The organism is Candidatus Thiodiazotropha sp. CDECU1 (assembly GCF_963455295.1).
Taxonomy (GTDB): Bacteria; Pseudomonadota; Gammaproteobacteria; order Chromatiales; family Chromatiaceae; genus Thiodiazotropha.
Genome location: NZ_OY734020.1, coordinates 1,658,963 through 1,684,710, shown reverse-complemented (window position 1 = coordinate 1,684,710; position 25,748 = coordinate 1,658,963). Strand labels below are relative to the sequence as shown.

The following is a 25,748-nucleotide window of genomic DNA, read 5'->3' as shown; positions in this document are numbered from 1 at the left end:
CTCTAGTTCTCAAATCCCAGAACAGTTGTTAGGATACAGAATAAATGGATTTTGTCTGATGGATATCTACTTCTTTGCTCAGAGGTTCAGTCCTGTTTCCGATCCCTCGTTTCCAACACCGAAATATCTTTTTATCGGTACTTGGTAAATGACCATTATTTAAGGTGTATTAGCGGATGTCAGAAAACCCTGCGCCCCATGAACAAGCCCAGTTTTCCCATGGGCTGTTCCTGTTTTTTCTAATATTCCTGCTTTGGATTATGCTTGCCGGCAGTCTCGCTATCGCTGAGGTGGGCATCGGCCTGATGGTGGCTGCGGTAGTCACTCTGACCAGCCGGCCCCATCTTGCGCTATTTTCCGGCCTGCGCCTCTCGATCAGTTCAATCCGGCCCTTTCTCACCTACCTGGGGGTCTTCCTGGCAGCACTGATACGCGCCAATCTGGATATGGCTCGCCGTGTACTCTCTCCCTCGCTACCCCTGCGCCCGGGAGTGGTTGAAGTCAAAACCCAGTTGAAGTCATCACTTGGGCGCCTGATCCTGGCAAACAGCATCACCCTGACCCCAGGCACACTCACTGTCGACCTGGAAGGTGACAGCATCCTGATACATTGGGTCGACATCCCTCCTGGGAGTGATGTGGAAAGCGCCACACGCGATGTCATCAGCCAGTTTGAACCTCACCTATTAGGCTTTGTTAAATGACCCTGACATTAATGGAAACCGTCGCCCTTGCAATGCTGGGCGGTGCGGTACTGCTGAGTCTGCTTAGGTTACTGCTCGGACCGACTGCACCGGACCGGGTTGTGGCGGCGGATACCCTGGCGGTTATTACCACCTCTGGCCTTGCCGTGCTCGCGGCACTGCTCGGGAGCCCTCTCTATCTTGACGTGGCATTGATCTACGGCACCCTCGCATTTATCGGTGTTGTCGCCATCGCCCGTGCCATCGAGGGTAACGGATCATGAGAATGGTAGCGGATCTGATATTGCTTTTGGGAGCGACCTTCACCCTGCTCGGAGCCCTCGGGCTGGTACGCATGCCGGATGTCTACAACCGCATCCAGGCAGGGACCAAGGCGGTAACCCTGGGCGCCCTCTCGCTTCTGCTGGGCATTGGACTGCTCTATCCGGACTGGTGGTCCAAGCTGCTGGTCATTGCCCTGATGATCCTGGTCACCAATCCCATAGGCTCATCCACTATTGCCAGGGCGCTGTTGATGGCAGGGGTGAAGCCTTGGAAAAGCGTCGAAACCACTACCTCTGAGCAGGATAGAGCATGAGTAGTATTGAAATCTGGATTCTGTTGCTCCTGGCAGTGATGATGCTGAGTGCTGCGATGATGGTGTTGCTGGTGAAAAACCATATCGCCGCAGTCGCCGCCGCCTCTGTAGTCTCGCTTGGCCTGGCACTGCTCTTCGTACTCATGAGAGCGCCGGATGTCGCCATGACGGAAGCAGCTGTTGGGGTTGGTTTGAGCAGTCTGATCCTGGCGCTTGCCTTGCGTCGCCTGGGCCTTTGGCAGGTGGACAACGAGCAGGTGAAATACAACCTGCTGAGTCGCGATGGGGAGAACGAGGATGGGTAATCTCACCGGTCTGTTATTTGCCGGGGGTTTGGGTTTCATGTTGCTGGGGATTGCCAGCGGACTCGATTTCGGCGCTCCACCCATGCTCATTGGCAGCGAGATTCAGGCCCAAGCGCCACAGCAGACAGGGGCCGCCAATATTGTCACTTCCGTGGTGCTGGGATACCGCGCCATCGATACCCTGGGGGAGCTCTCGATCCTCTTCGCCGCCGCGGTTTCAGCCGGTCTGGTACTGGGACGCCGTCATACCACCGCGGGCACGCAGAACAAGGGAGGCTTTATACTGGCTACGGGAGGCTCACTGCTCTTTCCATTGATGATGACGATCGGGTTTTACATCATCTTCCACGGCCACCTGACCCCCGGTGGTGGTTTCCAGGGGGGCGTCATCCTGGCAGCGGCCTTCTTTCTGCCCCTCCTCGCCCGCCCCGGCGCCAGACTGCATCACAAGACATTGAGCCTGATCGAAGGCTTCGCCGGTGCCAGCTTCATCCTGATCGGCCTGTTGGCCATGCTGGAGGGCAAGGCGTTTCTACAACCGCTTCTGGTCCAGGACACCCTGGGCCAACTCATCTCCGCCGGCACGCTGCCGCTGCTCTATCTCGCGGTCGGCCTCAAGGTGGGTGCGGAACTGGCCAGCCTGCTTTCGCGTCTGATCCAGACAGAGGCGCCGCAATGATCTCCACAGTCACTCCGGAACTGATTCTCTATACCACTGCGATCGGATTGATAGTGATCGGCCTGGCCGGTGTGGTCATCTCTTCCCACCTGTTTCGCATGGTGCTGGCTCTGGTGATTGCAGAGGCCGGCGCCAATCTGATGCTGGTACTCGCGGGTTATCGATGGGATGCAGTGGCACCTATTCTTACCTCCCTGGCACAACCCGACTCCATGGTCGATCCGGTGCCCCAGGCCCTGGTGTTGACAGCCATCGTCATCGGCGTCGGCATCCAGGCCCTCGCCGTGAGCCTATTGATCCGCATCCACCAGCGTTACGCCACATTGGACCGTAAACAGGCGGTTGAACGAATGGATGCGGAGATCGCCGCCAGTTTTGGTGCCGCAAGGGACGTCAGTCAGGAAGCACCCCTGGGGGAACGCCCAATACCACCTGTTCCCGCGGATGAGGTCGATTTGCGGGGGGATGCATCATGATTGATTATCTGGTGTTGACCATTGCCCTGCCCCTGCTCGGTGCCTTCCTGCTGCCGATTCTGATGCGCAGCTCAATGGCGATCGGTCTCTGGAGCGGACCGGCCATCCTGATCTATGGCTGTTGGAACATCGCAGAGATTTGGCTGCATGGTTCCACAGGACCTTTCTCCATTGCCATTGGTGGATTTGCCCCACCCCTGGGCATCAATCTATATGTGGACTCCATCGCCCTGCTTTTCGCCTTTGCCGTGCAGCTGCTCGGGCTTATCTTCTGGCCCTTCACCATCGACCAGGACAGCCCACGACGCCAAGCCCTGATGTTGCTGCTGGTGGCTGCTTCCACCGGACTCGCACTCTCAGGCGACCTGTTCAATCTCTATGTCTTCTACGAGCTGGCCGCCGTTGCCACCTTCGGCCTGGCCACCGCATCCGGCAGCAGCGCCGCCTATGTGGCAACCATCCGCTATCTGATTCTGAGCGGCATCGGCTCGGTGCTGACCCTGTTCGGCATCGCACTCATCTATAGCAAGACTGGCACCCTCAACCTCGCCCATCTGGCCCAGCTCGCGCCAGAGCAGTTGAACGATAAAATGGGCCTCGCGGCCTTTCTGAGCATATTGATCGGTGTCGGCGTCAAGGCCGAACTCTTCCCGGTCAATACCTGGGTGCCCGAGATCTACGCCACCGCCTCGACACGGCTGTCGGCATTTCTCGCCGGTCTGTTATCCAAGTTGGCCCTGCTGATCATCCTGCGTCTGCTGTTACTGGTCTTCCATCAACCAGAAGCGGCACAGGTGATATTGATTCTCGGCATTCTGGGTGTGGTCAGCGGTGAACTGGCGGCTTGGCGCGCCAAGGAGATGCGGCGCATGCTTGCCTTCTCCTCCATCGGCCAGCTGGGTGTGATGTTCATCGCCATGTCTTTGCCGGATGGCAAAGGGATAGTGGCGGTCCTGGCACTGGCGATTCACCACCTGATCATTAAATCGGGACTGTTCATGCTGGCCGAGGATTGGGGAGGCGCGTTGAAACGGCTGCGCGGTAGCGCCAAATTAGCGCCGCTGGGGGCGGCCCTGTTCGTGCTCTTCTCCCTCTCGCTCGTCGGCATGCCGCCACTGCCGGGATTTTGGGCTAAGTTCACTTTGATCACCGAACTGGCTGGTCAAACCGAGCCCCTCTATCTGATCGGGCTTGCAGTTTTTCTTCTGGCGACTGTGATAGAGGCCAGCTATCTGTTTCGGGTTGCGGCCATACTCTACCAGTCCGCCCCCCCTGAAACCCTCGAGGAGGAGATTCCCAAGAGTCAAGGACTCTCACTGGCCACCGCCACTCTGTTTGGGGTGGGATTGATTACTGCCGCAGTACTGATAGCACCCGTTGGCGATGGCCTGACCGCAATGGCCGCGCAGCTGCAGAATGTGGACCTTTACATCAGTACCGTTTCTCCCGTTAGCCCCGGAGGCAGTCAATGATCCTGACCCTTTTGGACGAACTGCTGCTCTTCTCCGGCGCCACACTTTTAGTGGCTCTGTTCATCGGCCGCGGCCTTGCAGCCGGCTGGATGGTCACTATTCTTTATGCTGGCCAGTTGCTGGCACTGATAAAGATGGCCGCGCTTGGCTATGAAGGTGGCACCATTGCCTCCTCCCTCTCCTTCCAGGTCATGGGTCAGACCCTAAGTTGGCGTTTCGATGCACTAAGCTGGTTCTTCGCCCTGATCACCATCGGTTCCGCCCTGCTCAGCAGTTGGTTCTCCTGCGGCGCCTGGGAGCGCGACTATATCAGACAGGGCGGTAACATCTGGCTCTTCCACACCGCCATGGCATTGAATGTCTTCAGCATGCTGATCCTGCTCGCCAGCGGCGACCTGCTCTCCCTGTTTATCGGTTGGGAGCTGGTCAGCTGGGCCGGCTTTCTACTGATGGCCCTGGCCGGTGGCGTCGCCACCAAGGCGGCGATGCGTTATATCACCTACGCCATGGCTGGTGGCATGGCGATCTTCGGTGGTATAGCCCTGGTCTATAGCGCGTCCGGCTCGCTGCAGCTGGAAGCCATAATCGCCGCCGTCGAACAGATCAGCACCACCAAGCTGTGGTTATTGGTGATCCTGTTTGGCGGTGGTTTTGGCATCAAGATGGGACTCTTGCCCTTTCACCTATGGCAGGCACCCGCCTATGCCGAGACACCTGGACCTGGCAGCGCCTTCCTTGGCGCGATCTCGTCCCGCATGGGACTGTTCGCCATCCTTCTGGTGCTGGTAAAACTGTTTGGCATCGTCAACATCGATAACCTGAAAGTACCCTTTACCCTGATCGATGCACGTGACCTGCTGGCATGGCTCGCAGTGTTGACCATCATCCTCCCCACCTTTACCGCCATGAAACAGAACGACGCCCGCCACCTGCTGGCCTGGCACGGCATTGGACAGGGCGGTTACATGTTGCTGGGTATAGTTGTGGCGGATGCCATGGGTGGTGCCGGCGGTCTGCTGCATGTGTTCAACCACGCCACCTATCAGGCCGCCCTATTCATGGCGGTGACCGCAGTGATCTATCGGACCGGCACGTCGGATCTGAATAAGCTCGGCGGTCTCGTGGTGCGCATGCCACTCTCGTTCATGGTCCTGTTGATAGGCATCATCGGCCTGGCGGGACTGCCGCCAATGAACGGTTTCGTCTCCAAATGGCTGGTCTATCGCTCACTCCTGAATCAGGGCATGCCTCTGCTCTTTCTGGCAGCGGTCATCGGCACTTTGGGCACCATCCTCTCCGTCTATAAATTGATTCACAATATCTTCCTGGGCCAACTGAGAATGGAACATGAGCATGTCACCGAGGCCCCATGGAGCATGATGATCCCGATGCTGATTCTCAGCGCCATCATATTCATTACTGGTCTGATGCCGGGCATACCCCTTGAATGGATAGCAACGGTATTGCAGACAGTCGGTCTGCCGGTGCCGGACTACACCCTGGGTGGCGTGGAATCGAACAGCGGCTCCCTGGACATGATCTGGGTGATCGGCGTGCTGTTTGCCGGGTTTGGTATCGGCGCCGTCATCTTCTACTCCGCCGGCCGCAGCAAACGCGTACACCAACTGGACAACTATGCCGGTGGCCACTTTCTCTCCGCGGATGTGCGTTATCAATACAGCGATAATTTCTATGCCGGCCTGATGCATCTCATCGGCGGTTGGTACCGGGGCAGCTTCCTCTGGGTGGAACGGGGCATCACCTCGATGATTGAATTTCTCTCCCTGGGTATGCAAGGTCTCTACCGACGTGCAAACGCAGAGTTTTATCTCCTGAGTACGGCGCTCTTCCTAATCGCCTGGGTGGTGATCTGATGTCTCCCGTGGAACTGCTCATTGAACTGACCCTGATGCCCCTGGTTGCCTTTATCGTCGGCATGATGATGGTGTTGATGATGCGGCGCATCGCCGCCAAGCTGCAGCGGCGCATCGGCCCCCCCTTCTTCCAACCCCTGTATGACATCGTCAAACTCCACAGTAAAAAGACCCAGGTCTCCCATGGTCTGATCCATGACATCGGTATCGTCATGGCGATGGGGGGCTATATCGCCGCCGAGACCCTGCTCCCGGTACCCGGTATGAACGGCATTGCTGAAAAGGGCGGCATCATCACCCTCCTCTACCTGATGATGATCCCCTCGCTGGGACTGGCATTGGGGGTGGGACAATGCGCCAATCCCAACGGCTCCATCGGCATCGCCCGGGCGTTGACCGCGATGCTGGCCTACGACATCCCGCTGGTGATCGTCATCTTTGGTGTCGCCTACGCCGCAGGCACGACAAATCTTATCGACATCATCGCCACCCAGCAGGCCGGCGGCTTCGAAACCTGGGGTGCGGTGCAGATGCCCCTGCTGGCCATTGCGGGTCTGATAGCCATGCATGCCTCACTGGGCAAGCAGCCCTTTGAGATCTACATCGCTCCGGCAGAGATCGCCACCGGTCCGATGGTGGAAATGGGGGGCAAGTATCTCGGCGGCCTGTTCGTGATGCAGTGTTTTCAGCTCTACACCACCTCCGTGCTCTACGTCAGCCTGTTTCTCGGTGGCGGCACCACCTGGTTCGATTTTCTGTTGAAGAGTTTCCTGGTACTGGCGATCCCGGTCAGCATCGCCTATCTGTTCCCCCGCTACCGCACCGAGGATCTGCTGCGACTGATGTGGAAGTGGCCGGTGATGTTGGGGCTGATTGGCATTGCGTTTGTTATTTGAGACTTAACATAAAGTTTGAGATGAGCATTTGCTAAAGAGTTTTGAGTTTTAAGTTCTTAGTTTTGAGTTGTTGGTGTTCGCTCCGCTCACGCCTTTAAATATAAACGTGCGCATCGCGCACTCATTAACTAAAAACTCAAAACTAAAAACTCGCACCCCAAACCTTGGATATGTACGATGACATCAATAAGCAAGATTCCGGTTATCGAAGCGAAGAAGGGAAACCCGCTATCCCGGGTTTTCGACGACCTCGTCCGCTTCTGCCGCTCCCGTTCCCTGTTCATCCTGCACTACTGTACCGGTTGTGGCGCCATTGAACTGCCACCTGCCATGACCTCGCGTTTCGACATGGAACGCCTGGGTATTCAACCCATGGTCTCGCCCCGCCAGGCCGACATCCTGTTGATAACCGGTTATGTCTCGATCAAGACCCTGAAGCGGGTGATCCTGACCTATGAACAGATGGGCTCACCCAAATATGTTATCGGCATCTGTTCCTGCACCGTCAACGGCGGCATGTATTGGCAGAGCTACGCCACGGCGAAAAAACTCGACGAATATATGCCGGTGGATCTCTATATCGCCGGTTGTATGCCGAGACCAGAAGCGGTCATCACCGGCCTGCAGCAACTGATGGATCGAATCCACTCCGGTGAGGCGAACAGCTGGGAGGACTACTTCCGCAACTACGACTACTACCTCGGCAACCAACAGAAACTGTTTGGCGAGGATTGGCAGACCCCTACCGATATCATCACCGAAGCGAAACACTACGACCTGTTGAGCGAAGGCACCCTGGGTGAACACACCCGCCTGCTGGAGCAGCACCAAAAGCCCTTGGAGGCACTGGATATGCGCCTGGGTCATGACCTGAAGGAGCCTGTCAAATGAGTAAGCAAATCGCCCACTGGCTGGATGATCTGCTGGAGGAGATCGAGGGTATAGTGGTACGCCGTAAGAGCAGCCGCCGGGTGCGCGTGGATGTGCCCGCCGATGCCCTGCCCGCCCTGCTGGAACTGCTGCAGGGACGTGCCGGTTATATTCACCTCTCCGCCATCAGTTGTGTCGACTGGATCGATGATGACGAGTTCGAGCTGGTCTACCATGTCTGGTCCTACGAGAGCCACTCCCTGGTCTCCGCCCACATACGTATTTCCCGTGAGCCAGGAGTCTATCTGTCGGTCTACGACCTCTATCAGCCTGCCGCCTTTTTCGAACGCGATATCCATGAGATGTACGGCATCCACTTCGAAGGCAGCCCGAATATGGAGAAATTCATCCTCACCGAGTGGGACGGTCCGCCACCAATGCGCAAGGAGTTCGACAGCGAAGCCTACATCAACGAACACCTGAGCTGGCAGAACTACAATCCGGAGTGGCTGCAGGAGCTGGTGGCCGAAGGAGGGGGAGTGATTATTCCGCCGGAGGAGCAGCGGTTTAGTCAGAAGAAAAAATAGTCATAAAAGTTGTGAGTTTTTAGTTTGAAGAGCGTGAGCGTAGCGAACACCGACAACTCAAAACTCATAACTAAAAACTCAAAACTTACGAGCACAGCGAGTACAAATGAGACCTGAGAACTACGAAGCCCAACGCCAGCCGCCGAGCAACGAATTCGAGCTCAACTTTGGCCCTAACCATCCCGGCATCGAGGGCAACTATGCCTTGAAGGTGAAGCTGCACGGTGATGTGGTGCTGGAAGCCAAGGCCGATGGTGGCTATCTGCATCGGGGTTTCGAAAAGTTGATGGAACAGCGCCTGTGGATTCAGAACATCGCCCTGGTGCCGCGTATCTGCGTACCCGACCCATCCCCCATGGAGCTCTGCTACTCCATGGCGGTAGAACAGCTGTGCGGCCTGCATGTCCCACAACGGGCTACCTGGATCCGGGTTATGCAATTGGAGCTGTCGCGTATTGCCGCCCATCTTTTTACCTTCGGTGGACATGCCGCCACCACCGGCATGTACAGCACCATGTATTGGGGGGTTGCGGATCGGGATCTGGTCCTGGATTTGTTCGAGGAGTTCACCGGGGGCCGTGTCTACAGTATCTACAACATCCCCGGCGGAGTGCGGCGGGAACTGCCACCCGGCTTTCTGCAACGTGTGAGTGAAACCCTCGACTATATCGAGTCCCGTCTCCCCGACTACGACGACCTCTTCTTCAAGAACCAGGTCTTCGTCAAGCGCGCCAAGGGCGTCGGCGTATTGAGCCAGGAGCAGGCCCTCGCATGGGGTGTAACCGGACCGAACCTGCGCGCCACCGGTCTCGAGTTCGACGTCCGCCGGGACGATCCCTACCTGATCTACGATCAACTGGATTTCGATATACCCACCGAAGAGAGCGGCGATGCCTGGGCCCGCACCCTGGTACGGCGTCATGAATTGATGCAGAGCATCCGCATAGTACGTCAGGTAGTAGAAGCGCTTCCCGATATCCATGGTCCGATTCGCGCCCCCATACCCAACCCGCTGGCCTGGAATGTACCGGCTGGAGAGGTCTACACCCGGGTCGAGTCATCCAAGGGCGAACTCTGTTACTACGTGGTCTCGGACGGTGGTCCCAAACCCTACCGGGTACACGTGCGGGGGCCCTCGTCGATGCATGCGGTACAGGTCCTGGAAAAACTATCGGTGGGGTCGCGTATCGAGGATATTGCACAGACCATGTTTTCGCTAGATGCCTGTCCTCCCGAGGTGGACCGATGAACAGCTCAGTTCCTGAACGGTGCGGCAAGCCGCACCCTACATCACAATCGTCGGTAGGGTGCGGCTTGCCGCACCGGAGCCTATCCAACGGATAGCATCCGTTGTCACAACGAGTCAAGATACTTAGACGATGACAAAGCCAATTCAAAAGTCAAAATTCAATATTCAAAATTCTCCAATCGCACATGGAGATCATGGTTCCATCCTGGCGCCGTTAAAGGCACTCCAGTTCTTCGCCCGCAAGCCCGTCACCGTGCCTCTGGAGCCGAGACCGGCGGCAGCCAACTATCGCGGTTTTCACCTCAATGATCACGAAAAGTGTATCGGCTGCAGCTCCTGTCAGAAGGTCTGCGACAATGCGGCGATTACCATGGTGAAGGTCCCTCACCTGCCCGAAGATCCGATCAACGGCATACGCAACCTGCGTCCTGCCATCGACTATGGACGCTGTTGCTGGTGTGCCCTGTGTGTCGATATCTGCCCCACCGGGTCCATATCCCTCTCCCGGGAGTATGTCCATACCTGTACCCAGGAGGAGATCGACAGCTATTTCATTCTGCCGGACGAGACCGGCATTCATGGTAAATTCTACGGCCTGGGGTGGCAGAAGAGTGTCGACTCCGACATGCTGGACCTGGATCGGCAGCAGATGCAGGAGATGGAACCGGCAGCCAGGATCGATAATTTCAATGAGATCGTGCATGGCTACAGTGAACAACAGGCGGTGATCGAGGCCTCGCGCTGTGTACAGTGCGGCATGTGTAATGATGCCTGCCCGACCCATATGGATGCACCGGAGTATATCCGTGCGATCTGGCAGGGGAAGCCTGAAGAGGCCGTGCGCTGGATCTATAGAAGCAACCCCTTCTCCCATGTCTGCGGTCGTGTCTGTACCCATCGCTGCGAGGATGCCTGTTCCATCGGCCGGCGTGGCGAGCCGGTAGCGATTCGCTGGTTGAAGCGCTATGCCATGGATGCGGTGGATCATGAGCGGATCAAACAGATCGCCGCCGAGGAGAAGGTCGACTATCTGAGCGGCAGACGGATTGCCATCATCGGTGCCGGCCCCGCCGGTCTCACTGCCGCCTACGATCTGGTTCGAAAAGGCCATCAGGTGACCGTATTCGAGGCCAGGGAAGCGGCCGGCGGTATGCCCAGATACGGCATTCCCTCCTATCGCCTGCCCTACGATATGCTCGACCGGGATGTCGATGTCATCACCTCGTTGGGGGTGAAGATCCAGACCAATACCCGGGTCGGCGTGGATATCAGCATGCAGCAGTTGCAGAGCGATTACGATGCCGTGGTGCTGGCGATCGGTCTCCACCTGGGACGCTCTACCCGGATACCAGGGGCGGATCACAAGCAGGTCACAAAAGCGGTGGATCTGCTACGCATGATCACCAATGATGAAAAATTCAAACTACCCAAAAAGGCCGTTGTTATCGGTGGCGGCAATGTGGCCATGGATATCGCCCGCAGCCTGGCCCGGATGCAGAAACGCAAGCATGGCCAGGTGGCCGTAACGGTGACCGCCCTTGAAGACAAGGCCCACTTCCTTGCCGATCCGGTGGAGGTCAAGGAGTGTCATGAGGAGGGTATTGAGATTTTCGACGCACGGGGCCCCCAGGCCTGCATAGTCGAACGAGGCCGTCTGAAAGGTCTGAAGACCTGGAAGGTTCGCTCCATCTTCGATGACCAGGGTCGCTTCGCTCCCGCCTATGATGAAAGCGATGAGCGGATACATGAGGGCGATATGGTGATCGAGGCCATCGGCCAGATGTCCGATGTCTCGATACTCGGAGAGAACCTCAGTGAAGAACTGGAGTGGAACCGGGGGCGTATCAAGATCGATGAAAACGGCCGCACCTCGGTGGAGTGGCTCTGGGCCGCGGGTGACTGTGTCAACGGACCGGATGTGGTGCATGCCGTCGCGGATGGTCATCGTGTGGCGGAGAGCATCGAAACATGGCTAGGGGGAAAGTAGTTTTAGATATTAGTTTTGAGTTTTTAGTTTTGAGTTTTGAGTTGGATGAGTTCGCTTCGCTCACACTTATTTTCTTCATCTATAGAGCGTGCGCGAAGCGCACACTATAACTAAAAACTCAAAACTCAAAACTTACAACATACCGGGGTTGGATATGAACGAAGGACAAAGTAGCGGCCAAGACAGGCTGCAATCAAAAAAGAGCCTCAGCGAGATCCTCGAGGTGGCGATCGAGTTCGAGCGCACTGCGCGGGACTTCTACACCGCCCTGATCCCCAAGGTCAGCAAACAGATCCGCTATCTGGTGGAGGAACTTGCTGACGAGGAGCAGCGCCATTTCGATCTGTTCAACGAGCTCAGGTCACGACCCGATATCGGACAGCATATCCAGGCCATGGTGGAGACCCCGGCCAGTGACAAGCGCTTTTCGGATTGCATCCACCTGCCTGAACTGGGAGATAAACCCGACGATCAGGCGGTTCTTCAATATGCCCTGGGTCGCGAACACGCAGCCATGGAACAGTACCACGCGTTGGCAAAAAGCACCCAACCGGGACCGATCAAGGATCTGTTTCTCTTCCTCGCCAACGAAGAGACCCTGCATAAGAATCAATTGGAAAAAATCTACTACGAGACGATTCATAGTGGTGGCGTTTGATCATCCACGTGGAACATGAGAATTAGCTTATTTGCTACAATTTTAGAATAAATCTAGACTATTATTAATGTAGTAAATGGAACACTACACCTCTCGGTTGGAAACTAAGAGGGACTCTGTTGGCAGCCTGCATTGCGTGTTCATGGCTGGACACAGTCATTGCAGAGGATAATAAAATGACAAAACGACTTACAAGGGAGGCTGCTCAGCCTGTCCCTTTTCTCATTGGGTTTATTCCAGCATTTGCCTTACTACTTTTATTCCTGTTACTCCCCTTAATCAAGCCAGTATCGGCTAATAGCGCCAAGTCCTACACCCTGGACGAGGCAATCGCCACGGCGCTGGAAAACAATCGACTAAAGACCATTTCGCAAAAATCAGTCGCGATTGCGGAGGCCCAGTACCAACAGGCCCGCTCAACCTACTGGCCAACACTCAGCCTGAATGCCAATTTCCTACGTCGGGATGAGACGGCAATTTTCGAGTACCCGGCACAACGTTTCGATGTGGCCCCAGGTATGCTGCCACCGGTGCAAGTACCCGCACTGGATATCGATATGTTGGGCAGGGACACTTCTCACTACTCCCTGGAAATGACTTACCCGCTCTATACCGGGGGCAAACGTTCGAGTCTGATTGAACAGGCGAGGCTCGGGGTCGATATCGCCACCAAGGAGGTACATAGAACCAATCTGCAGATCGTGCAGGATGTAAAACGTTACTACTATACCGCACTCTATACTCAGCAGCTTGCCTCCCTGGCTCAGGATATCACCATCTCCTTCGAAGTATTGAGAGATATCACCCAGGCCTTCTACGATGGTGGTTCCGATTCGGTTAACAAGCTCGATCTACTGCAAAGCAAACTGGCCCATGCCCTGGCGGAATCGACCTATGAAGAGCTGGCAGCCAAAAATCAGGCCGCGTTGGCCGCACTAGCCTTTACCATGGGGCTGGAGTGGCAGGTGCAGATCCAGCTCGGCACAAAAGAGTATCCGAATACCGGGAAAGATCTGCAACTTGACCGACTCATCGAACAGGCACTGAAATTCAATCCCCAGATTGAACAGTTGTCACTGGCCGTGGAGGCCTATGAGGCAAAAGTCGATACTGCCAAAAGTGATCACTATCCAACCATCGGCCTGATGGCCTCGGTGAATGGCTTCGAAAATGACCTGGATGGCGGCCTGAGTGTGGATGAAAACAAACATGCCTGGCATTTGGCAATCGGCATGGAGCTGAAGCTGTTTGATGGCGGCCTGATCAGAAATCGCGTCGCGGCGGCCAAGGCGGAACAGGCACAAAAGGAGCAGCAGAAGCTGCTCCTCAGCGAAAGCACTGCGACACAGATCAAACACCTCTTCCTACAGGCCGGGGCCGCACGGAAACAGATCACCATCACACAGCAAGCGGTCGACACCTCGGAGCAAAACCTCGATCTTAGCAATCGTGCCTACCAGACCGGTGCGGTGAAAACCGAAAAGGTCATCGAGGCAAATCTAATGGATGCCATGGTACGCGCCAACCTTGCCCGTGCCGCCCATGATCAGGCACTTCACCTGGCCGAAATCGCCTACCTCTTGGGAAGCGAGGCGATTGAGTAAAGCGCAATGATTTCAATTCAGTGAACAGAAAGCTTAGGCATCTCCACGGATTGATCGGAATCATAGGAATGTTTTTTTTGGTATCGGTCTCGGCTGCTGCCGATGATCGGACCGTTATTCGTGTCGGTGGCAGTGCGGAATCCACCTATGACATGCGGATCGCTGACCTGGAGATTCTCATAAGTCTACTGTTCAACGAGATGTACAAGGATGAGAATAATCAGCTCAAGATCAAGATCTACGAAACGGACCAGATACTGGAAAACCAGCTTACTTCTGGCAAGCTTGATGCCTCATTCATGAGTCCGGTATTTTTTCTTAACAATATCGAATATCTAAGCAGAGAGCACATCTATGCAATACAACATGGACCATCCATCAAGTCAAAATATATTCTTCTTGTAAGACGTGACAGCGGTATCAATAGTTTAGAAGCACTACGTAACAAAAAACTTATCGTACCTACCGGGCATATGGTTGGCCAGCGGTATCTCGATGTTGAATTGATGCGCGCAGGCATGCCCGTGGCGGCCGAGTTTTTTTCAGAAGTACGTTATACGGCCGAAACCAACGCTGCCATAATCAACCTCTTCTTCGGCCAGGTCGATGCCGCCCTGGTGACAGACTTTTCCTTTGAAGTCGCAAGTGAACTGAATCGTCAAATTCCACAGTCTCTACTAACGATCCTTAGCTCTCCACCATTGATCCACATGGTAATTGGCATGCGGAAAGGATTTTCACCCCATCTAGTTGAGAAGTATCTACCTTTCGCGGAGACACTCAATGACTTTCCCCGTTTGCGATATCTGAAAAAGAACTTTCGTTTTGAGGGGGTAAAAAAGATTACCAATGATGATTTTCGCACTCTGGGTAGACTCAATAAAGAGTACGCAAAACTGAAGAACAAAGTTATATCTCAATGAAACAGACCACGATCTTCAGACATCTCTTTAAACGGATCGCCTTGATTCTGCTGGGTGTCAATATCATTTTTTCCATCATCCTGCTGCCTCTCTATAACAGCAAACTGGTACGAATGATCGCTATTCAAGGGGATACCTTCGCCCATTCAACCATAGCTGCTTGCAGTGAAGCATTATATACAGAGGACTTCAGCTTTGTTATATCCTATGTCAGAAAGGTCTTAAAGCAGTCACCTGAAATATCATTTGTGACATTTACCTCGTCGGACGGCATTAAGATCAAGCTCACCGGTGATGAGTGGACAGTTCATAGTTTGGAACAGCCTTTTGATCGCTCTCTATTAGAATCTACTTCCCCATATACGATCGAACATGTAAAGACTGTCAGTAACGATGATGCTGCCAACGAATTTATTTTTACCACGCCAATCAATATCAGCGGCCTCAACTGGGGTATCTTCACCCTCGGTTTATCTGCCACTGAATATGAAGCCTTAAAATCAAGCTATTACATAAATGTAATGGTATTCAGCTTTATTTTGGTGTTCATATCCCTTTTTCTTCTGCACACCAGCTCATTGAGACTTGGGCAGCAACTGAGCAAACTGCGGGATACAGCCGATAGATTGGCAAATGGCGAATTGACCGCACGCGCGCCCACCGATGCGATTGGTGAAATCAGCGTGCTAGCGAATACTCTAAATGGCATGGCTGAAAGTCTCGACAGTAACACCCGGGATCTGCGTCGTCTTGCACGCCTGGTTGAAGATACCAATGATGCCATCGCCATATTCGATAATAACGATAAGCTCATTTTCGTAAACGCTGCCTTGAAAAATATTATTAATCAAAGTGACGACTACTTCACTGGCATGTCTCTTTACACATTTCTCAATCATTTGAAGGTAGGTAGAAGCAAACAGCACGAAATCACAAATGAATTCTCAAATATCAACCAACACGACTGGTCGACAGATATCACCATCAGCACGATCAATCACGACCTGACCCACATGACCATGCGCATTGAGCGCTTTGATATTGATGAAATGGATAGCGGTGGTTATTTTGTCATACTCTCCGACATTACCCGACGCAAGCAGCTGGAACACGAATTGGAGGTTCTTGCCTATATCGATAAATTGACAAAATTGCCCAATCGTCGCTATTTCATGGACCGCCTCACCGAGGCCGTCGATGAATCGGAAGCATTCAACAGCGGCTTGGCTGTCATTTTTCTCGACCTGGACAACTTCAAGATCATTAACGACTCCCTCGGCCATGAGGTTGGTGATATTGTCCTGAGTGAATCAGGCTGGCGTATCCAGGAGTCCCTGCGTAGCGATGATATTGTCTGCCGACTCGGCGGCGATGAATTTACAGCCATTATAAAGGGGGTCAAAAGCAAGGAATCCATCAGCCAGGTTACCGCTGCCATCCTGAGACGCTTTCAGGTTCCATTCTATTGCAATGACCGTGAATTACGTGTCAGTGCAAGCATTGGCGTAGTGGTCTACCCTAATGACGGCTTAAATACAAAAGAGTTGATCAAGAATGCCGACACAGCCATGTATGCAGCGAAAAAGAGTGGCAAAAATGCATTTCGTTTCTTTTCGGAGGAGATGCACCATGACATACGTGACTATCTTGACATCGAAAGCTCACTCAGAAAGGCGATTGCTACGTCCGGACTCTATATGGTCTATCAACCATTCGTTGATAGCGAAAATCGTGAGATCCACCACTGTGAGGCTCTGCTACGCTGGAAACACCCTGATCGTGGCATGATACCACCAGGCAAATTCATCCCCATCGCTGAACAGGCTGGTTTGATCCGTGATGTTGGTGAGTGGGTTTTTGACAGAGTCTGCCAACAGATCAAAGCATGGGATTTTGATATCACCGTTTCCATCAATGTCTCTGGCAATGAACTACTCGATACTAATTTTACCGAACGACTGCAAAAAACCCTCATCGAGTATGACGTCTCTTCACATCATATTCAGCTTGAGTTTACTGAACACGTACTGGTCAACGAAGAGGGTAAGAATCTTCCTCTCTTAAATCAATTGAAAAGGTTGGGTTTTGGCTTGGCGGTTGACGATTTCGGCACCGGATTTTCATCACTCAGCTATCTTACTGAACTGCCTATCGATGTAATAAAGATCGATAAATCGTTTATCAACAGAATACCTCACGACCGCAAAACGATTGCAGTCTCGAACTCGATTATATCACTGGCCCGTGACCTGGAGATCATCACCATAGGTGAGGGCGTTGAAAATCAAGCTCAGGTAGAGTGGTTGAGAACCCATGGCTGTAAATTGATTCAGGGTTACTACTTCCACAAACCGATGAGTGCTGACGAACTCAAGGCATTAATTAAAAAAACCAATGTAACCTTACTCAATACTCATCGTAAAAAAGAAGGGAGGCAAATAAACTGATTCGGTCACAGCCAAGTTTCACAATCAACAAATTGTGACGATCTGTATTTTTATCCTGACATGAACACTCGATTTTCCATTGCCTGCCTGATGTGCTGTTGCTTGCTTCTTTTGTCAACACATGCCGGCACGACACCCTTATCAGAAAGATATCAGGGCGACATACCCGATATTGGCTATTTCGGCCGCATGGAAAAAGTCTTGTATTCTGCCGATGCGAAAGACACAACCATTGCCACCAATGTTCTTATCAAAGAGATCTTTGGCCAGATAGGCATGAAGTCTGAAATCAAGCTTTATGTGGACGTTGAAAAACTAAAACAGGACTTGTCCAATAATTATATTGATGCAGTATTCATTGACATATTTGACTATTTCAAAATGGAGCATCTACTCAATACCGATTACATACACACAGTACTATTCTCCCCGAATATCCATCAAAAAATACTTCTGATTACGCGAAAAAAAGACCATATCTCTAAAGTTGAGGAATTACGAGGTAAATCTATATCCATCCCAAGTGGGCATTTTCATGGCAACTACTATCTCGATATTGAACTGCTAAAGAGAGGACTTCCACAAAGTGCAAACTTTTTTGCTCACATTGAAGAGGTAAACGATATCAACACAGCAGTAATCGATCTGTTTTTTGGTAAAACAGATTGCGCTCTTGTGACAGATGTTACATATGAACTAGCTGCTGAATTAAACAAGCAGATTCCGAAGAACCTGGAGATACTCTTATCATCCGTCAATATAGTTCCTCAGATTATTGCTATGAATAAAAATATTCCGATTTCCATAACTCAAGAAGTCAGCAGCCATCTCACCAAGGCTAATGAAAACCCGCGTATCAAGAATTTGCTCTCACTATTTCAAGCTAAAAAGTTTGTTAAATTGAAAAAGAGTCAAATACTCGAAAGCCGTCGCTTATTCAGTGAATATCAGGCAATGATGAAACTGCTTGGATCGAGGAAACATGATTACCCTAGCAGCTCAGGCGATGCAAATTAACTCGCACAAAGGGCGACTGTTAATCGGGTTATGCCTGACGTTTTTTTTCATTCATGGAAGTTACGCTAACGACCCTTACGATCGCGATACTGCCATTATCGGTATCATGTCGCGTCTGGTGTTTTCCACCAACCGTATCGATACCAGCATTGCAACCGAAATGATTTTTCTTGATTTCATGAAAAACATTGGCAAGAAGGGGATGTTTATCGACGTTAATTCACCACAGGATGCCATTCAAGATATGCGGCAACATCGGCTCGATGCAGTCCTGACCAACACCCTGGACTACCTCGAAATCGATCACATGATCAACCCATCCTATCGCTACTCGGTCATTATCGGGCCGAATAAATTACAAAATATTATTCTCTTGACCCGGCGCTCAGACAAAATAAAAAACCTGGCGCAACTGAGACAAAAACGTCTGATCCACCCTACAGGGTTCAATCTCGGACTGCTATTTCTCGACGTAGCGCTCATGAAACAGGGGCTTCCCGTTGCCGAGGGTTTCTTTTCAACTTCAAATGCGGTTACTGATATCAACACTGCAATTATTGATCTGTTTTTCAACAAGGCCGATGCGGCCCTGGTCACAGATGCTTCCTTCAGCCTGGCCAGCGAATTGAACACACAAATTTCCCACCAATTGGAGGTCCTGATCGCTTCGGAACCCATGGTCCCCATGGTCATTGGCGTGAATAAATCTGTACCATCCGATTTTACCCGGCACGTTGACCAGATGATGGCCCGGCTGCATGAATACCCAAAAACCATCCACCTGCTATCCCTATTCAAGGCAAAAGGCATGGTAAAAATAACTGATCAGGACCTGCACTCGGCCCGCGTGTTAAAACAGGAGTATGAAGAACTGATATCCGCCAATGGTAGAGAGTGATTGGGATAAAAAAACCCGCGTGTGGGAAGACACGCGGGTAAGTGTAACCACCAATCAATCGTGATTTATCTGATACTCATGACATTCGACACAGCCAACCATATAGCCCTTGGTGAACTCGGCGTTGTTGCCGTCAGGACAGAAGCTGGTGCTGTTGTCACATTCAAGCACACGGTCTGTGGCCATGCGGGAGAGTACGGTACCTAACCCGTCTTCGCCATGACACGCCTTACACTGATCCGAATTACGTTCAACAAGGCTGGCATGACCTCCGTCGGCAAAGCTTGTTGCACCGACAGGATGCATACCGTGCGGACCACCCAGGGTGTCGCCGAGATCGCCTTCATGACAGGTGCTGCACTCTATGATAGTGCCCTTGTGACCCTGTAACTGCCCGGCCGCCACGTTGTCATTGGCCAACTCGTTCTTATTCGGCCAAATGCCATGAGTCGATCCATGACAGGCTTCACAGAAGACCCCTTCATGCCCGGTGCTGACACGATACAACATGGGATTGCCAATGCGTGGATCGTTTGGACCCGACACTGCAGGATTGTCGGCTTCGATGACATTCTCTGCAAAACGCTTATTGGTCGGCACAATCGGGGTAGCCTTGGCATCACCCGAGCGAAAGGCCTGGAAGAGACGGATATTATCCTCATTACCGTCCGCATCGGCAGGATTGACCACGGTTCCGGATGTGCCGGCCAGGTTACTCATGGCATCACCGGTGTGGCAGGAACCGCAACCCGGCTCATTGGCCCAAGGCACACGAGGCTGATCTGCATTGGTGTAGAAATCACCTCCCAGTTCAAACGCACCTGGGGTTGTCGGTGATACACCACGGGTGAAATCGTCACCCACCTGCTCCATATCACCATGGCAATCCTGACAAAGCATGCCGCCGTTGGACATCGCGCCGCGCAGACAGTCGGTACGACGACCTGGATGACACTGATAACAGGTCTCTTCCAAGACCTGTCGGCGTTCTTCATGATTGGCGACGATACCAAACTCATCCTTGATCGCTGCAGGCATATCAGGGAAGAGCTTGTTACCTGCCCCGTCTGTCACACTGCCATGATGGCTATGCATCACGTTTGACATACTCTTGACGTTGCCCTGTCTACGACCATTCGCGGTGGTGCCTACATCCCCGTCCAGCGGTCCAAGCTGGGCAAGATCGAGGGCCGGCGTATAGTGACACTGCTGACAGACGACAGGCGTATTCTCTTCTAGCGTGCCAAAACCCTCGGGATATTTATCACTGTGCTTCAAGTCATGCAAACGCACCAGATTCAAGTCTGCCGCATACTCCTTGCTGACCTCCAGAGGTACAACGCCATATTGCGGATCATCGTCGAAAGCGCTAGCGATATAGGCAAGCTGCCCGGTTGCTGTACCATTGCCACCATCCTCTGCAGCACCATGACAGGCGCCACAGTTGGCTTCACCGGAGATCGGGACGACCGTATCCACAGAGGCAACCACATTCCCAGCAACCTTTGCCTGGACACGATAAAGCGGCCATGGATTCTCTCTGCCGTCATCGTCAAATGCCGTCACGGGAATACCGGGTGCTTCAAACCAGTTCACACCCTCTTTGACATAGCCAAATTGAAATGCCGGATTGATGAAGAAGGGCTGATCCACAACATAGGCTTCGAACTTCTGTTCAGCATTCACGAGATATGGACCATCACGACCAGGCATGTCTTGTTGATCTGCCTCCAATGTCCCGGGACTTGTCAGGTAAAAGAGCTCCACATTCGGCATCGGAAGACCCACATCGAGAATGTCTGCCACTGGTCCATCCGGATAGAAAAGTGAAAGCACACCATCCGCAAAGAATGGTTCAGCCGGATAGAATGGTGCATAGGCCTCTCGCGCCACATCCCAGAAATTGGTCTTGAATACCTCACCTGTAATCGGGTTTCTGCTGGAATAGACTGGGCCGGAACCCGCGGAGTTTTCGCCCGTCAAAATAGGATCATCCGGATTCGATGCCGCTGAATAGTAGACTTCGGCGCCATCATCACGACCCAGGATATTGGGCTCCTGACCACGCTGTATAACCGTCGCATGCAGCACATTGAAGGGTGGCAGGATACTTGAAATACGGGTATCGAAATCTCCGCAATGCATACCCAGGTCATTCACCGCAAACACCTTATAGTCGTTACCATTGATCAGCTGCAGCTCTGACACAGCCGCACCTGTCGGTACACCATTCTGACTGGTGGAGTTGATTGACACACCCGATACTGGCGGTGGCGGCTGATCGTCCTGGATCGTCGCGGTCGTTGAATCGCTGTCTGAGAGCCCATCGGCATCCGCTACAGTCAGGGATACATCGTACACATCAGGGGCATCATAGGTGTGGGTTGGATTGGCCTCGGTACTGCCATTCCCATCTCCGAAATCCCATGTATAAGTCAGTGCAGAATTTTCAGGATCGTTCGAACCCGCGCTGGTGAAACTCACAGCCTCACCGGCCATACCGTCATAAGGACCATTGGCGTTCGCTGTCGGTGGCTCATTGCCCGGTTGTTGATCATCTTCAACGGTAGCGGTTGCGCTGTCACTGTCGCTATCGCCATCATTATCCGTAACCGTCAAGGTTACCGTATAGATGCCTGGATCCGCATAAGTATGGCTGGGGTTGGGGTCACTACTATCATTGCCGTCACCGAAGTTCCAGGCATAGGAGGCAATAGTGCCATCCGTATCACTGGAGCCGGCGCTACTGAAATCGATGGCAGAACCGGTAATGGCGCTATACGGACCATTGGCGTTCGCTGTCGGTGGCCCATTACCCGGTTGTTGATCATCTTCAACGCTGGCTGTCGTGCTGTCACTATCGCTGTCGCCATCATTATCCGTAACCGTCAAGGTTACCGTATAGGTGCCTGGATCCGCATAAGTATGGCTGGGGTTGGGGTCACTACTTTCATTACCGTCACCGAAGTTCCAGGTATAGGAGTCAATAGTGCCATCCGTATCACTGGAGCCGGCGCTACTGAAATCGATGGCAGAACCGGTAATGGCGCTATACGGGCCATTGGCTTGCGCTGTGGGCGGCTCATTTGGGGTGTCACCAGATCCATCATCACAGTTGCTTGGCGCTCGGCTAACATCCTTCTCAACTGTCGTTCCGTCCGATGTGCGAACAGCTGATACCCGACAGGGAACCTGAGCATCATCGGTGATCGTTAGCTTGAATCGCCAATCACGACCTGAGGCGACTGTACCAAGTACCTCCCCTGTCGCTGCATTCAATATGCTCACATCCTGGTTAGTGGCACCTCCTCCCTTAACTACAAGCTGATCTTTCCTGGAATCCCATTTTGCCCGATCGATATCGAAAACGGAGGGTCTCTTCGCGGCAAGAAGAGTGCTTGAAAAGCCGAAAATCAAAGCAGTGCATAGCAGCAGATGCATAGCTCTGCTGGATGGTCGTTTTGTACAGGTACCCATTGAAAAGATCTCCCCAGGTATAGCTGTGAATATGGCTAATACCAGACTGTAGCTGTAGGTGTTTCCCTACTTTCCATTGCGGACTGGTGGCTATCGAAATCAAATTAGCAAGATTATATTAAGGTTTGCTTAAGGCAGGCAGGATGTGCTTCTCATTCAGATAATTTCTCTGCGCCAGGTCGCAAATTCAGATAAAAAAAAACCCGCATGTGGGGAGGACACGCGGGCAAGGGTAAATCGACCAATCGTCTATGATTATTCGTAATATACAAGCCGTTATATTGCCCATTCAGGGTTTGTTAAAGTTCCCGCCATGTGCGAATCTAACGATTATCAATTGGATAATTTCTCTCCGATCCTGGCCGTTTTTTGTCTATAAAAATCAGAGAAATCGTCTTACTAATAGGTAAATTAGCAGGCGATAATTAAGATTTTCTTAAACAAGGAAAGAACAAATTCACAATTAAGCCACTACCCTGTTCAGGATCGCTGAGGGTGATGGATCCTTGATGGATCTCACAGATCTCCTTAACGATGGACAGGCCTAATCCTGCGCCCGCTTCGGTCTCACCGGGCAGACGATTGAGGCGTTCGAACACCCATTTTTTCTTATCATCCGGTATGCCCTGTCCCTGATCTTCCACAATCAGAAGTACACCGTCCCCTACACGGGCAATTTTGATCGTGACACTACTCTTGTTGGGAGTGAATTTGATGGCGTTGCTGACAAGATTGTTGAGTAATATTCCAATCAACTCCCGATTACCTTGCATGGTGACCGATTCACTGCACTCCAGTGCCATTTCGATATCTTTACTCAATGCCTGCGGTGAAATGTCCGCCAGGGTCTCCTGCGCCAATGCCTCAAGATCCAGTTCGTTAAAACCATGACGAATCTTTTCCGGTTCGATGGAGGCCAGCACCAGTAATTGATTTATCACATGGTTGAGACGATTCAATCCTTTCTTGACCTGTGAGAAACCCGACCTGCCCTTTTCCTCCTCAGATTCGTTTGTGCCCGACTGAAGCTGTACGAGCATACCCGCGATCGGCGTGCGTAACTCATGCGCCACATCCGCTGTAAAGCGGCTATTACGATCGATGGATTGTTTCAATCTTGCCAATAGTCTATTCAGCTCATCCACCACTCCAGCAATCTCTTTGGGTACATGGCTTGGCTGAATGGGATTGAGATGAGCATAATCGCGTTCTCTGATCAGACGTGCCACCTCCCGCACCGGTTGCAAACCCTGATGCACGATAAGCCAGAGAATTCCCGACAAAGGTAGGGCGATCAACAGCGGTCTGATGACATCCACAACGAAATCACGCACCAATTGATGGCTTGTCAGATGGCTGCGGGCAACCTGTACCCGGAAATCATGATTTGTCAGGTTCATGGTATAGACACGCCACATCTGACCATTTATATCGCTGTCTGTGTAACCATCAAGAATAGAACTGGACAATGGGAAATCAGGTGCTTCAGGGCCACGTATCATCAACCTGTCTTCATGGGACCAAACCTGAAACAGCAAAGGAAATGTATACTTGGATTCATTTAAGTCGGTTTGATACTCATCCAGGTCGAACTCTTCCGATTCGTGTTCAGTTGCAACCGCCAACAACTGGCCTACCAATGCCAATTCGGCATTGTAGACCTGGTTGATTTCACTGCTGGTTCGCCACCAGGTAAAATAGAGGATCGTGCCCCATAACAGCAATGTCGAAATCAGCAACATCAGCAGCAGGCGCATGCTTAGGGAACGCACGATCATCTATAACTCCTTTGCACGGTGATACTTCAGGACACTGAATCCATCTATTCCTATCCAGTCGATTCGCTACCTGCTTATTCAAAATTGAACCTGAAACCGCTTCCAATCACCATCTGCAACATAACAATCAGCACAGGTCAGGAACTAAAAACAAGGAAAAATCGAGTTTTCGATACATCCATGCTCAACACAGTAAGATACATTGCTGAGATATCGAATCAGGAATGGCTATCAGACCAGAGACCTGGTGTTAACCAAATCGCTTATGGACAGGAACACGAAGCTTTCTGAAGTTCTACGATAAACTAGCGTCTTGCTGATCCACCCATGGGTTTTTCTATGACGTACCCCACTCCCCTCACGGTGCGAATCGGATGTTCTCCCAATTTTTTTCGTAGATGATGGATATGGACCTCGATGGCATTGCTTTCAACATCGTCATCCAGACAGTAGACCTTTTCGCTCAGCTTCCTGCGCGACATGACCCGTCCCATGTTTTCCATCAGACTCTGGAGAATATCGAACTCCTTCACCGACAGTGACACCTCATCATTTTGAATGGTTACCGTATGCGCCGAAGGATCCAGCACCAAATCACCGTGACGCAAAATCTCTTCTTCCAGACCGCTGTGGCGACGGTGCAGCGCGCGAATACGTGCACACAACTCCTCGATATCGAATGGTTTGACCACATAGTCATCAGCACCGCCGTCCAGTGCCTGGACACGGTCGACAACCTCGGAGCGCGCCGTCAACACAAGCACGGGTATCTGATTTCCCTCCGCTCGCAGACGCGCCAAGACCTCCAAGCCGGAGAGCCACGGAATGTTCAGATCCAACAGCAGGACATCATAGCGGACACTCTTCAAGGACTGCATGGCACTGAGACCGTCGCGCACCCAGTCAATGGCTAATCCACGCCGTGCGAGTACGGTCTGGATACCATCACCTAACATTTCATCGTCTTCTACAAGCAGCAAATTTATTCCACTTGTCATAGATCCCCCACGCAACAATTTTGTATGCCAGGCCATTCAGGTGTAAGCGATTCCACGAACACCTCGCCACAGCAGGTTGTTTTCCTGTTCGCGCTGCTCCGTTTCTGCTGAGGCTGATTAACTATAGATTTTAGAATCAATATCTGATTTATCAGCCTAGCTGGACTCTATAATTGGGAATTATATACCAATTTCACCCAATACCAGAAGTTTATTGTTTCGATTTTAGACATATTTAACGAATTCAATTCCCCAATGCCTGCATCAGGGCA

Annotated in this window: 22 protein-coding genes; 19 read left to right on the top strand and 3 right to left on the bottom strand. The window is 52.3% G+C overall.

Annotated elements, in window-relative coordinates:
- The first annotated feature begins 176 nt into the window (after nt 1-176).
- The 19 genes from R2K28_RS07670 to R2K28_RS07580 all read left to right on the top strand — a co-directional run bounded on the left by R2K28_RS07670 (nt 177) and on the right by R2K28_RS07580 (nt 19,223).
- Nucleotides 177-704, top strand: coding sequence for a Na+/H+ antiporter subunit E (locus tag R2K28_RS07670; RefSeq protein WP_316368910.1), 528 nt, complete (start codon nt 177-179; stop codon nt 702-704).
- Complete coding sequence (locus tag R2K28_RS07665) at nt 701-967, top strand: monovalent cation/H+ antiporter complex subunit F (protein WP_116447403.1); 267 nt, start codon at nt 701-703, stop codon at nt 965-967. Before R2K28_RS07670 ends, R2K28_RS07665 begins: the two co-directional genes overlap by 4 nt.
- On the top strand, nt 964-1,281 hold the full coding sequence (gene mnhG, locus R2K28_RS07660; RefSeq protein ID WP_116447402.1) for a monovalent cation/H(+) antiporter subunit G: 318 nt from the start codon (nt 964-966) through the stop codon (nt 1,279-1,281). Before R2K28_RS07665 ends, mnhG begins: the two co-directional genes overlap by 4 nt.
- A complete protein-coding gene (locus tag R2K28_RS07655; RefSeq protein WP_116448612.1) occupies nt 1,278-1,586 on the top strand; it encodes a Na(+)/H(+) antiporter subunit B in 309 nt (102 codons plus the stop codon). The genes mnhG and R2K28_RS07655 overlap by 4 nt, the downstream gene beginning before the upstream one ends.
- Complete coding sequence (locus R2K28_RS07650; RefSeq protein WP_316368907.1) at nt 1,579-2,265, top strand: MnhB domain-containing protein; 687 nt, start codon at nt 1,579-1,581, stop codon at nt 2,263-2,265. Before R2K28_RS07655 ends, R2K28_RS07650 begins: the two co-directional genes overlap by 8 nt.
- The gene (locus R2K28_RS07645; RefSeq protein ID WP_316368905.1) at nt 2,262-2,741 is read left to right on the top strand and encodes a sodium:proton antiporter; all 480 of its coding nucleotides are present in this window, start codon (nt 2,262-2,264) and stop codon (nt 2,739-2,741) included. The genes R2K28_RS07650 and R2K28_RS07645 overlap by 4 nt, the downstream gene beginning before the upstream one ends.
- Complete coding sequence (locus tag R2K28_RS07640) at nt 2,738-4,213, top strand: complex I subunit 5 family protein (protein WP_316368903.1); 1,476 nt, start codon at nt 2,738-2,740, stop codon at nt 4,211-4,213. The genes R2K28_RS07645 and R2K28_RS07640 overlap by 4 nt, the downstream gene beginning before the upstream one ends.
- Nucleotides 4,210-6,087: a proton-conducting transporter transmembrane domain-containing protein gene (locus R2K28_RS07635; protein ID WP_316368901.1), complete on the top strand. Its 1,878-nt coding sequence runs from the start codon at nt 4,210-4,212 to the stop codon at nt 6,085-6,087. The genes R2K28_RS07640 and R2K28_RS07635 overlap by 4 nt, the downstream gene beginning before the upstream one ends.
- Entirely contained in the window at nt 6,087-6,983 is an 897-nt protein-coding gene (locus R2K28_RS07630) for a respiratory chain complex I subunit 1 family protein (RefSeq protein ID WP_316368899.1), read from the top strand. The genes R2K28_RS07635 and R2K28_RS07630 overlap by 1 nt, the downstream gene beginning before the upstream one ends.
- Nucleotides 6,984-7,160: 177 nt before the next feature.
- A complete protein-coding gene (locus tag R2K28_RS07625) occupies nt 7,161-7,874 on the top strand; it encodes an NADH-quinone oxidoreductase subunit B (RefSeq protein ID WP_316368897.1) in 714 nt (237 codons plus the stop codon).
- Entirely contained in the window at nt 7,871-8,440 is a 570-nt protein-coding gene (locus R2K28_RS07620; protein ID WP_316368896.1) for an NADH-quinone oxidoreductase subunit C, read from the top strand. The genes R2K28_RS07625 and R2K28_RS07620 overlap by 4 nt, the downstream gene beginning before the upstream one ends.
- A gap of 106 nt (nt 8,441-8,546) precedes the next feature.
- Nucleotides 8,547-9,689 (top strand): NADH-quinone oxidoreductase subunit D, encoded by a 1,143-nt coding sequence (locus R2K28_RS07615; RefSeq protein ID WP_316368894.1) that lies wholly within the window; start codon nt 8,547-8,549, stop codon nt 9,687-9,689.
- Nucleotides 9,690-9,819: 130 nt separating this feature from the next.
- Nucleotides 9,820-11,676 (top strand): FAD-dependent oxidoreductase, encoded by a 1,857-nt coding sequence (locus R2K28_RS07610; RefSeq protein WP_316368893.1) that lies wholly within the window; start codon nt 9,820-9,822, stop codon nt 11,674-11,676.
- Nucleotides 11,677-11,830: 154 nt separating this feature from the next.
- Nucleotides 11,831-12,334 carry a ferritin family protein gene (locus R2K28_RS07605; RefSeq protein ID WP_316368892.1) on the top strand — a complete coding sequence of 168 codons (504 nt, stop codon included), beginning with the start codon at nt 11,831-11,833 and terminating at the stop codon, nt 12,332-12,334.
- 176 nt (nt 12,335-12,510) lie between these two features.
- Nucleotides 12,511-13,938 (top strand): TolC family protein, encoded by a 1,428-nt coding sequence (locus R2K28_RS07600; RefSeq protein WP_316368890.1) that lies wholly within the window; start codon nt 12,511-12,513, stop codon nt 13,936-13,938.
- A gap of 68 nt (nt 13,939-14,006) precedes the next feature.
- Nucleotides 14,007-14,861: a phosphate/phosphite/phosphonate ABC transporter substrate-binding protein gene (locus tag R2K28_RS07595; protein WP_316368889.1), complete on the top strand. Its 855-nt coding sequence runs from the start codon at nt 14,007-14,009 to the stop codon at nt 14,859-14,861.
- 113 nt (nt 14,862-14,974) lie between these two features.
- Nucleotides 14,975-17,308, top strand: coding sequence for a putative bifunctional diguanylate cyclase/phosphodiesterase (locus R2K28_RS07590; protein ID WP_316368888.1), 2,334 nt, complete (start codon nt 14,975-14,977; stop codon nt 17,306-17,308).
- Between the two features lie 111 nt (nt 17,309-17,419).
- Nucleotides 17,420-18,325, top strand: a complete 906-nt coding sequence (locus R2K28_RS07585; protein ID WP_316368887.1) for a phosphate/phosphite/phosphonate ABC transporter substrate-binding protein — start codon at nt 17,420-17,422, stop codon at nt 18,323-18,325.
- Nucleotides 18,315-19,223, top strand: coding sequence for a PhnD/SsuA/transferrin family substrate-binding protein (locus R2K28_RS07580; RefSeq protein ID WP_316368886.1), 909 nt, complete (start codon nt 18,315-18,317; stop codon nt 19,221-19,223). The genes R2K28_RS07585 and R2K28_RS07580 overlap by 11 nt, the downstream gene beginning before the upstream one ends.
- Before the next feature lie 54 nt (nt 19,224-19,277).
- On the opposite strand, the gene R2K28_RS07575 is transcribed toward R2K28_RS07580, so the two are convergent.
- From R2K28_RS07575 to R2K28_RS07565, 3 genes are all read right to left on the bottom strand, one after another.
- Complete coding sequence (locus R2K28_RS07575; protein ID WP_316368885.1) at nt 19,278-22,700, bottom strand: PKD domain-containing protein; 3,423 nt, start codon at nt 22,698-22,700, stop codon at nt 19,278-19,280.
- A gap of 425 nt (nt 22,701-23,125) precedes the next feature.
- Entirely contained in the window at nt 23,126-24,478 is a 1,353-nt protein-coding gene (locus R2K28_RS07570) for an ATP-binding protein (RefSeq protein ID WP_316368884.1), read from the bottom strand.
- Nucleotides 24,479-24,783: 305 nt separating this feature from the next.
- Nucleotides 24,784-25,476 (bottom strand): response regulator transcription factor, encoded by a 693-nt coding sequence (locus R2K28_RS07565; protein WP_316368882.1) that lies wholly within the window; start codon nt 25,474-25,476, stop codon nt 24,784-24,786.
- Nucleotides 25,477-25,748: the final 272 nt, after the last annotated feature.

Bases quoted from the DNA above. Each gene is read 5' to 3' on its own strand.
- R2K28_RS07655 (WP_116448612.1), top strand. From the start codon at position 1,278: ATGAGTAGTATTGAAATCTGGATTCTGTTGCTCCTGGCAGTGATGATG.
- R2K28_RS07595 (WP_316368889.1), top strand. From the start codon at position 14,007: ATGTTTTTTTTGGTATCGGTCTCGGCTGCTGCCGATGATCGGACCGTT.
- R2K28_RS07665 (WP_116447403.1), top strand. From the start codon at position 701: ATGACCCTGACATTAATGGAAACCGTCGCCCTTGCAATGCTGGGCGGT.
- R2K28_RS07620 (WP_316368896.1), top strand. From the start codon at position 7,871: ATGAGTAAGCAAATCGCCCACTGGCTGGATGATCTGCTGGAGGAGATC.
- R2K28_RS07635 (WP_316368901.1), top strand. From the start codon at position 4,210: ATGATCCTGACCCTTTTGGACGAACTGCTGCTCTTCTCCGGCGCCACA.
- R2K28_RS07615 (WP_316368894.1), top strand. From the start codon at position 8,547: ATGAGACCTGAGAACTACGAAGCCCAACGCCAGCCGCCGAGCAACGAA.
- R2K28_RS07640 (WP_316368903.1), top strand. From the start codon at position 2,738: ATGATTGATTATCTGGTGTTGACCATTGCCCTGCCCCTGCTCGGTGCC.
- R2K28_RS07645 (WP_316368905.1), top strand. From the start codon at position 2,262: ATGATCTCCACAGTCACTCCGGAACTGATTCTCTATACCACTGCGATC.
- R2K28_RS07610 (WP_316368893.1), top strand. From the start codon at position 9,820: ATGACAAAGCCAATTCAAAAGTCAAAATTCAATATTCAAAATTCTCCA.
- R2K28_RS07590 (WP_316368888.1), top strand. From the start codon at position 14,975: ATGATCGCTATTCAAGGGGATACCTTCGCCCATTCAACCATAGCTGCT.
- R2K28_RS07650 (WP_316368907.1), top strand. From the start codon at position 1,579: ATGGGTAATCTCACCGGTCTGTTATTTGCCGGGGGTTTGGGTTTCATG.
- R2K28_RS07670 (WP_316368910.1), top strand. From the start codon at position 177: ATGTCAGAAAACCCTGCGCCCCATGAACAAGCCCAGTTTTCCCATGGG.
- R2K28_RS07600 (WP_316368890.1), top strand. From the start codon at position 12,511: ATGACAAAACGACTTACAAGGGAGGCTGCTCAGCCTGTCCCTTTTCTC.
- R2K28_RS07630 (WP_316368899.1), top strand. From the start codon at position 6,087: ATGTCTCCCGTGGAACTGCTCATTGAACTGACCCTGATGCCCCTGGTT.
- mnhG (WP_116447402.1), top strand. From the start codon at position 964: ATGAGAATGGTAGCGGATCTGATATTGCTTTTGGGAGCGACCTTCACC.
- R2K28_RS07625 (WP_316368897.1), top strand. From the start codon at position 7,161: ATGACATCAATAAGCAAGATTCCGGTTATCGAAGCGAAGAAGGGAAAC.
- R2K28_RS07565 (WP_316368882.1), bottom strand. From the start codon at position 25,476: ATGACAAGTGGAATAAATTTGCTGCTTGTAGAAGACGATGAAATGTTA.
- R2K28_RS07605 (WP_316368892.1), top strand. From the start codon at position 11,831: ATGAACGAAGGACAAAGTAGCGGCCAAGACAGGCTGCAATCAAAAAAG.
- R2K28_RS07575 (WP_316368885.1), bottom strand. From the start codon at position 22,700: ATGGGTACCTGTACAAAACGACCATCCAGCAGAGCTATGCATCTGCTG.
- R2K28_RS07570 (WP_316368884.1), bottom strand. From the start codon at position 24,478: ATGATCGTGCGTTCCCTAAGCATGCGCCTGCTGCTGATGTTGCTGATT.
- R2K28_RS07580 (WP_316368886.1), top strand. From the start codon at position 18,315: ATGCAAATTAACTCGCACAAAGGGCGACTGTTAATCGGGTTATGCCTG.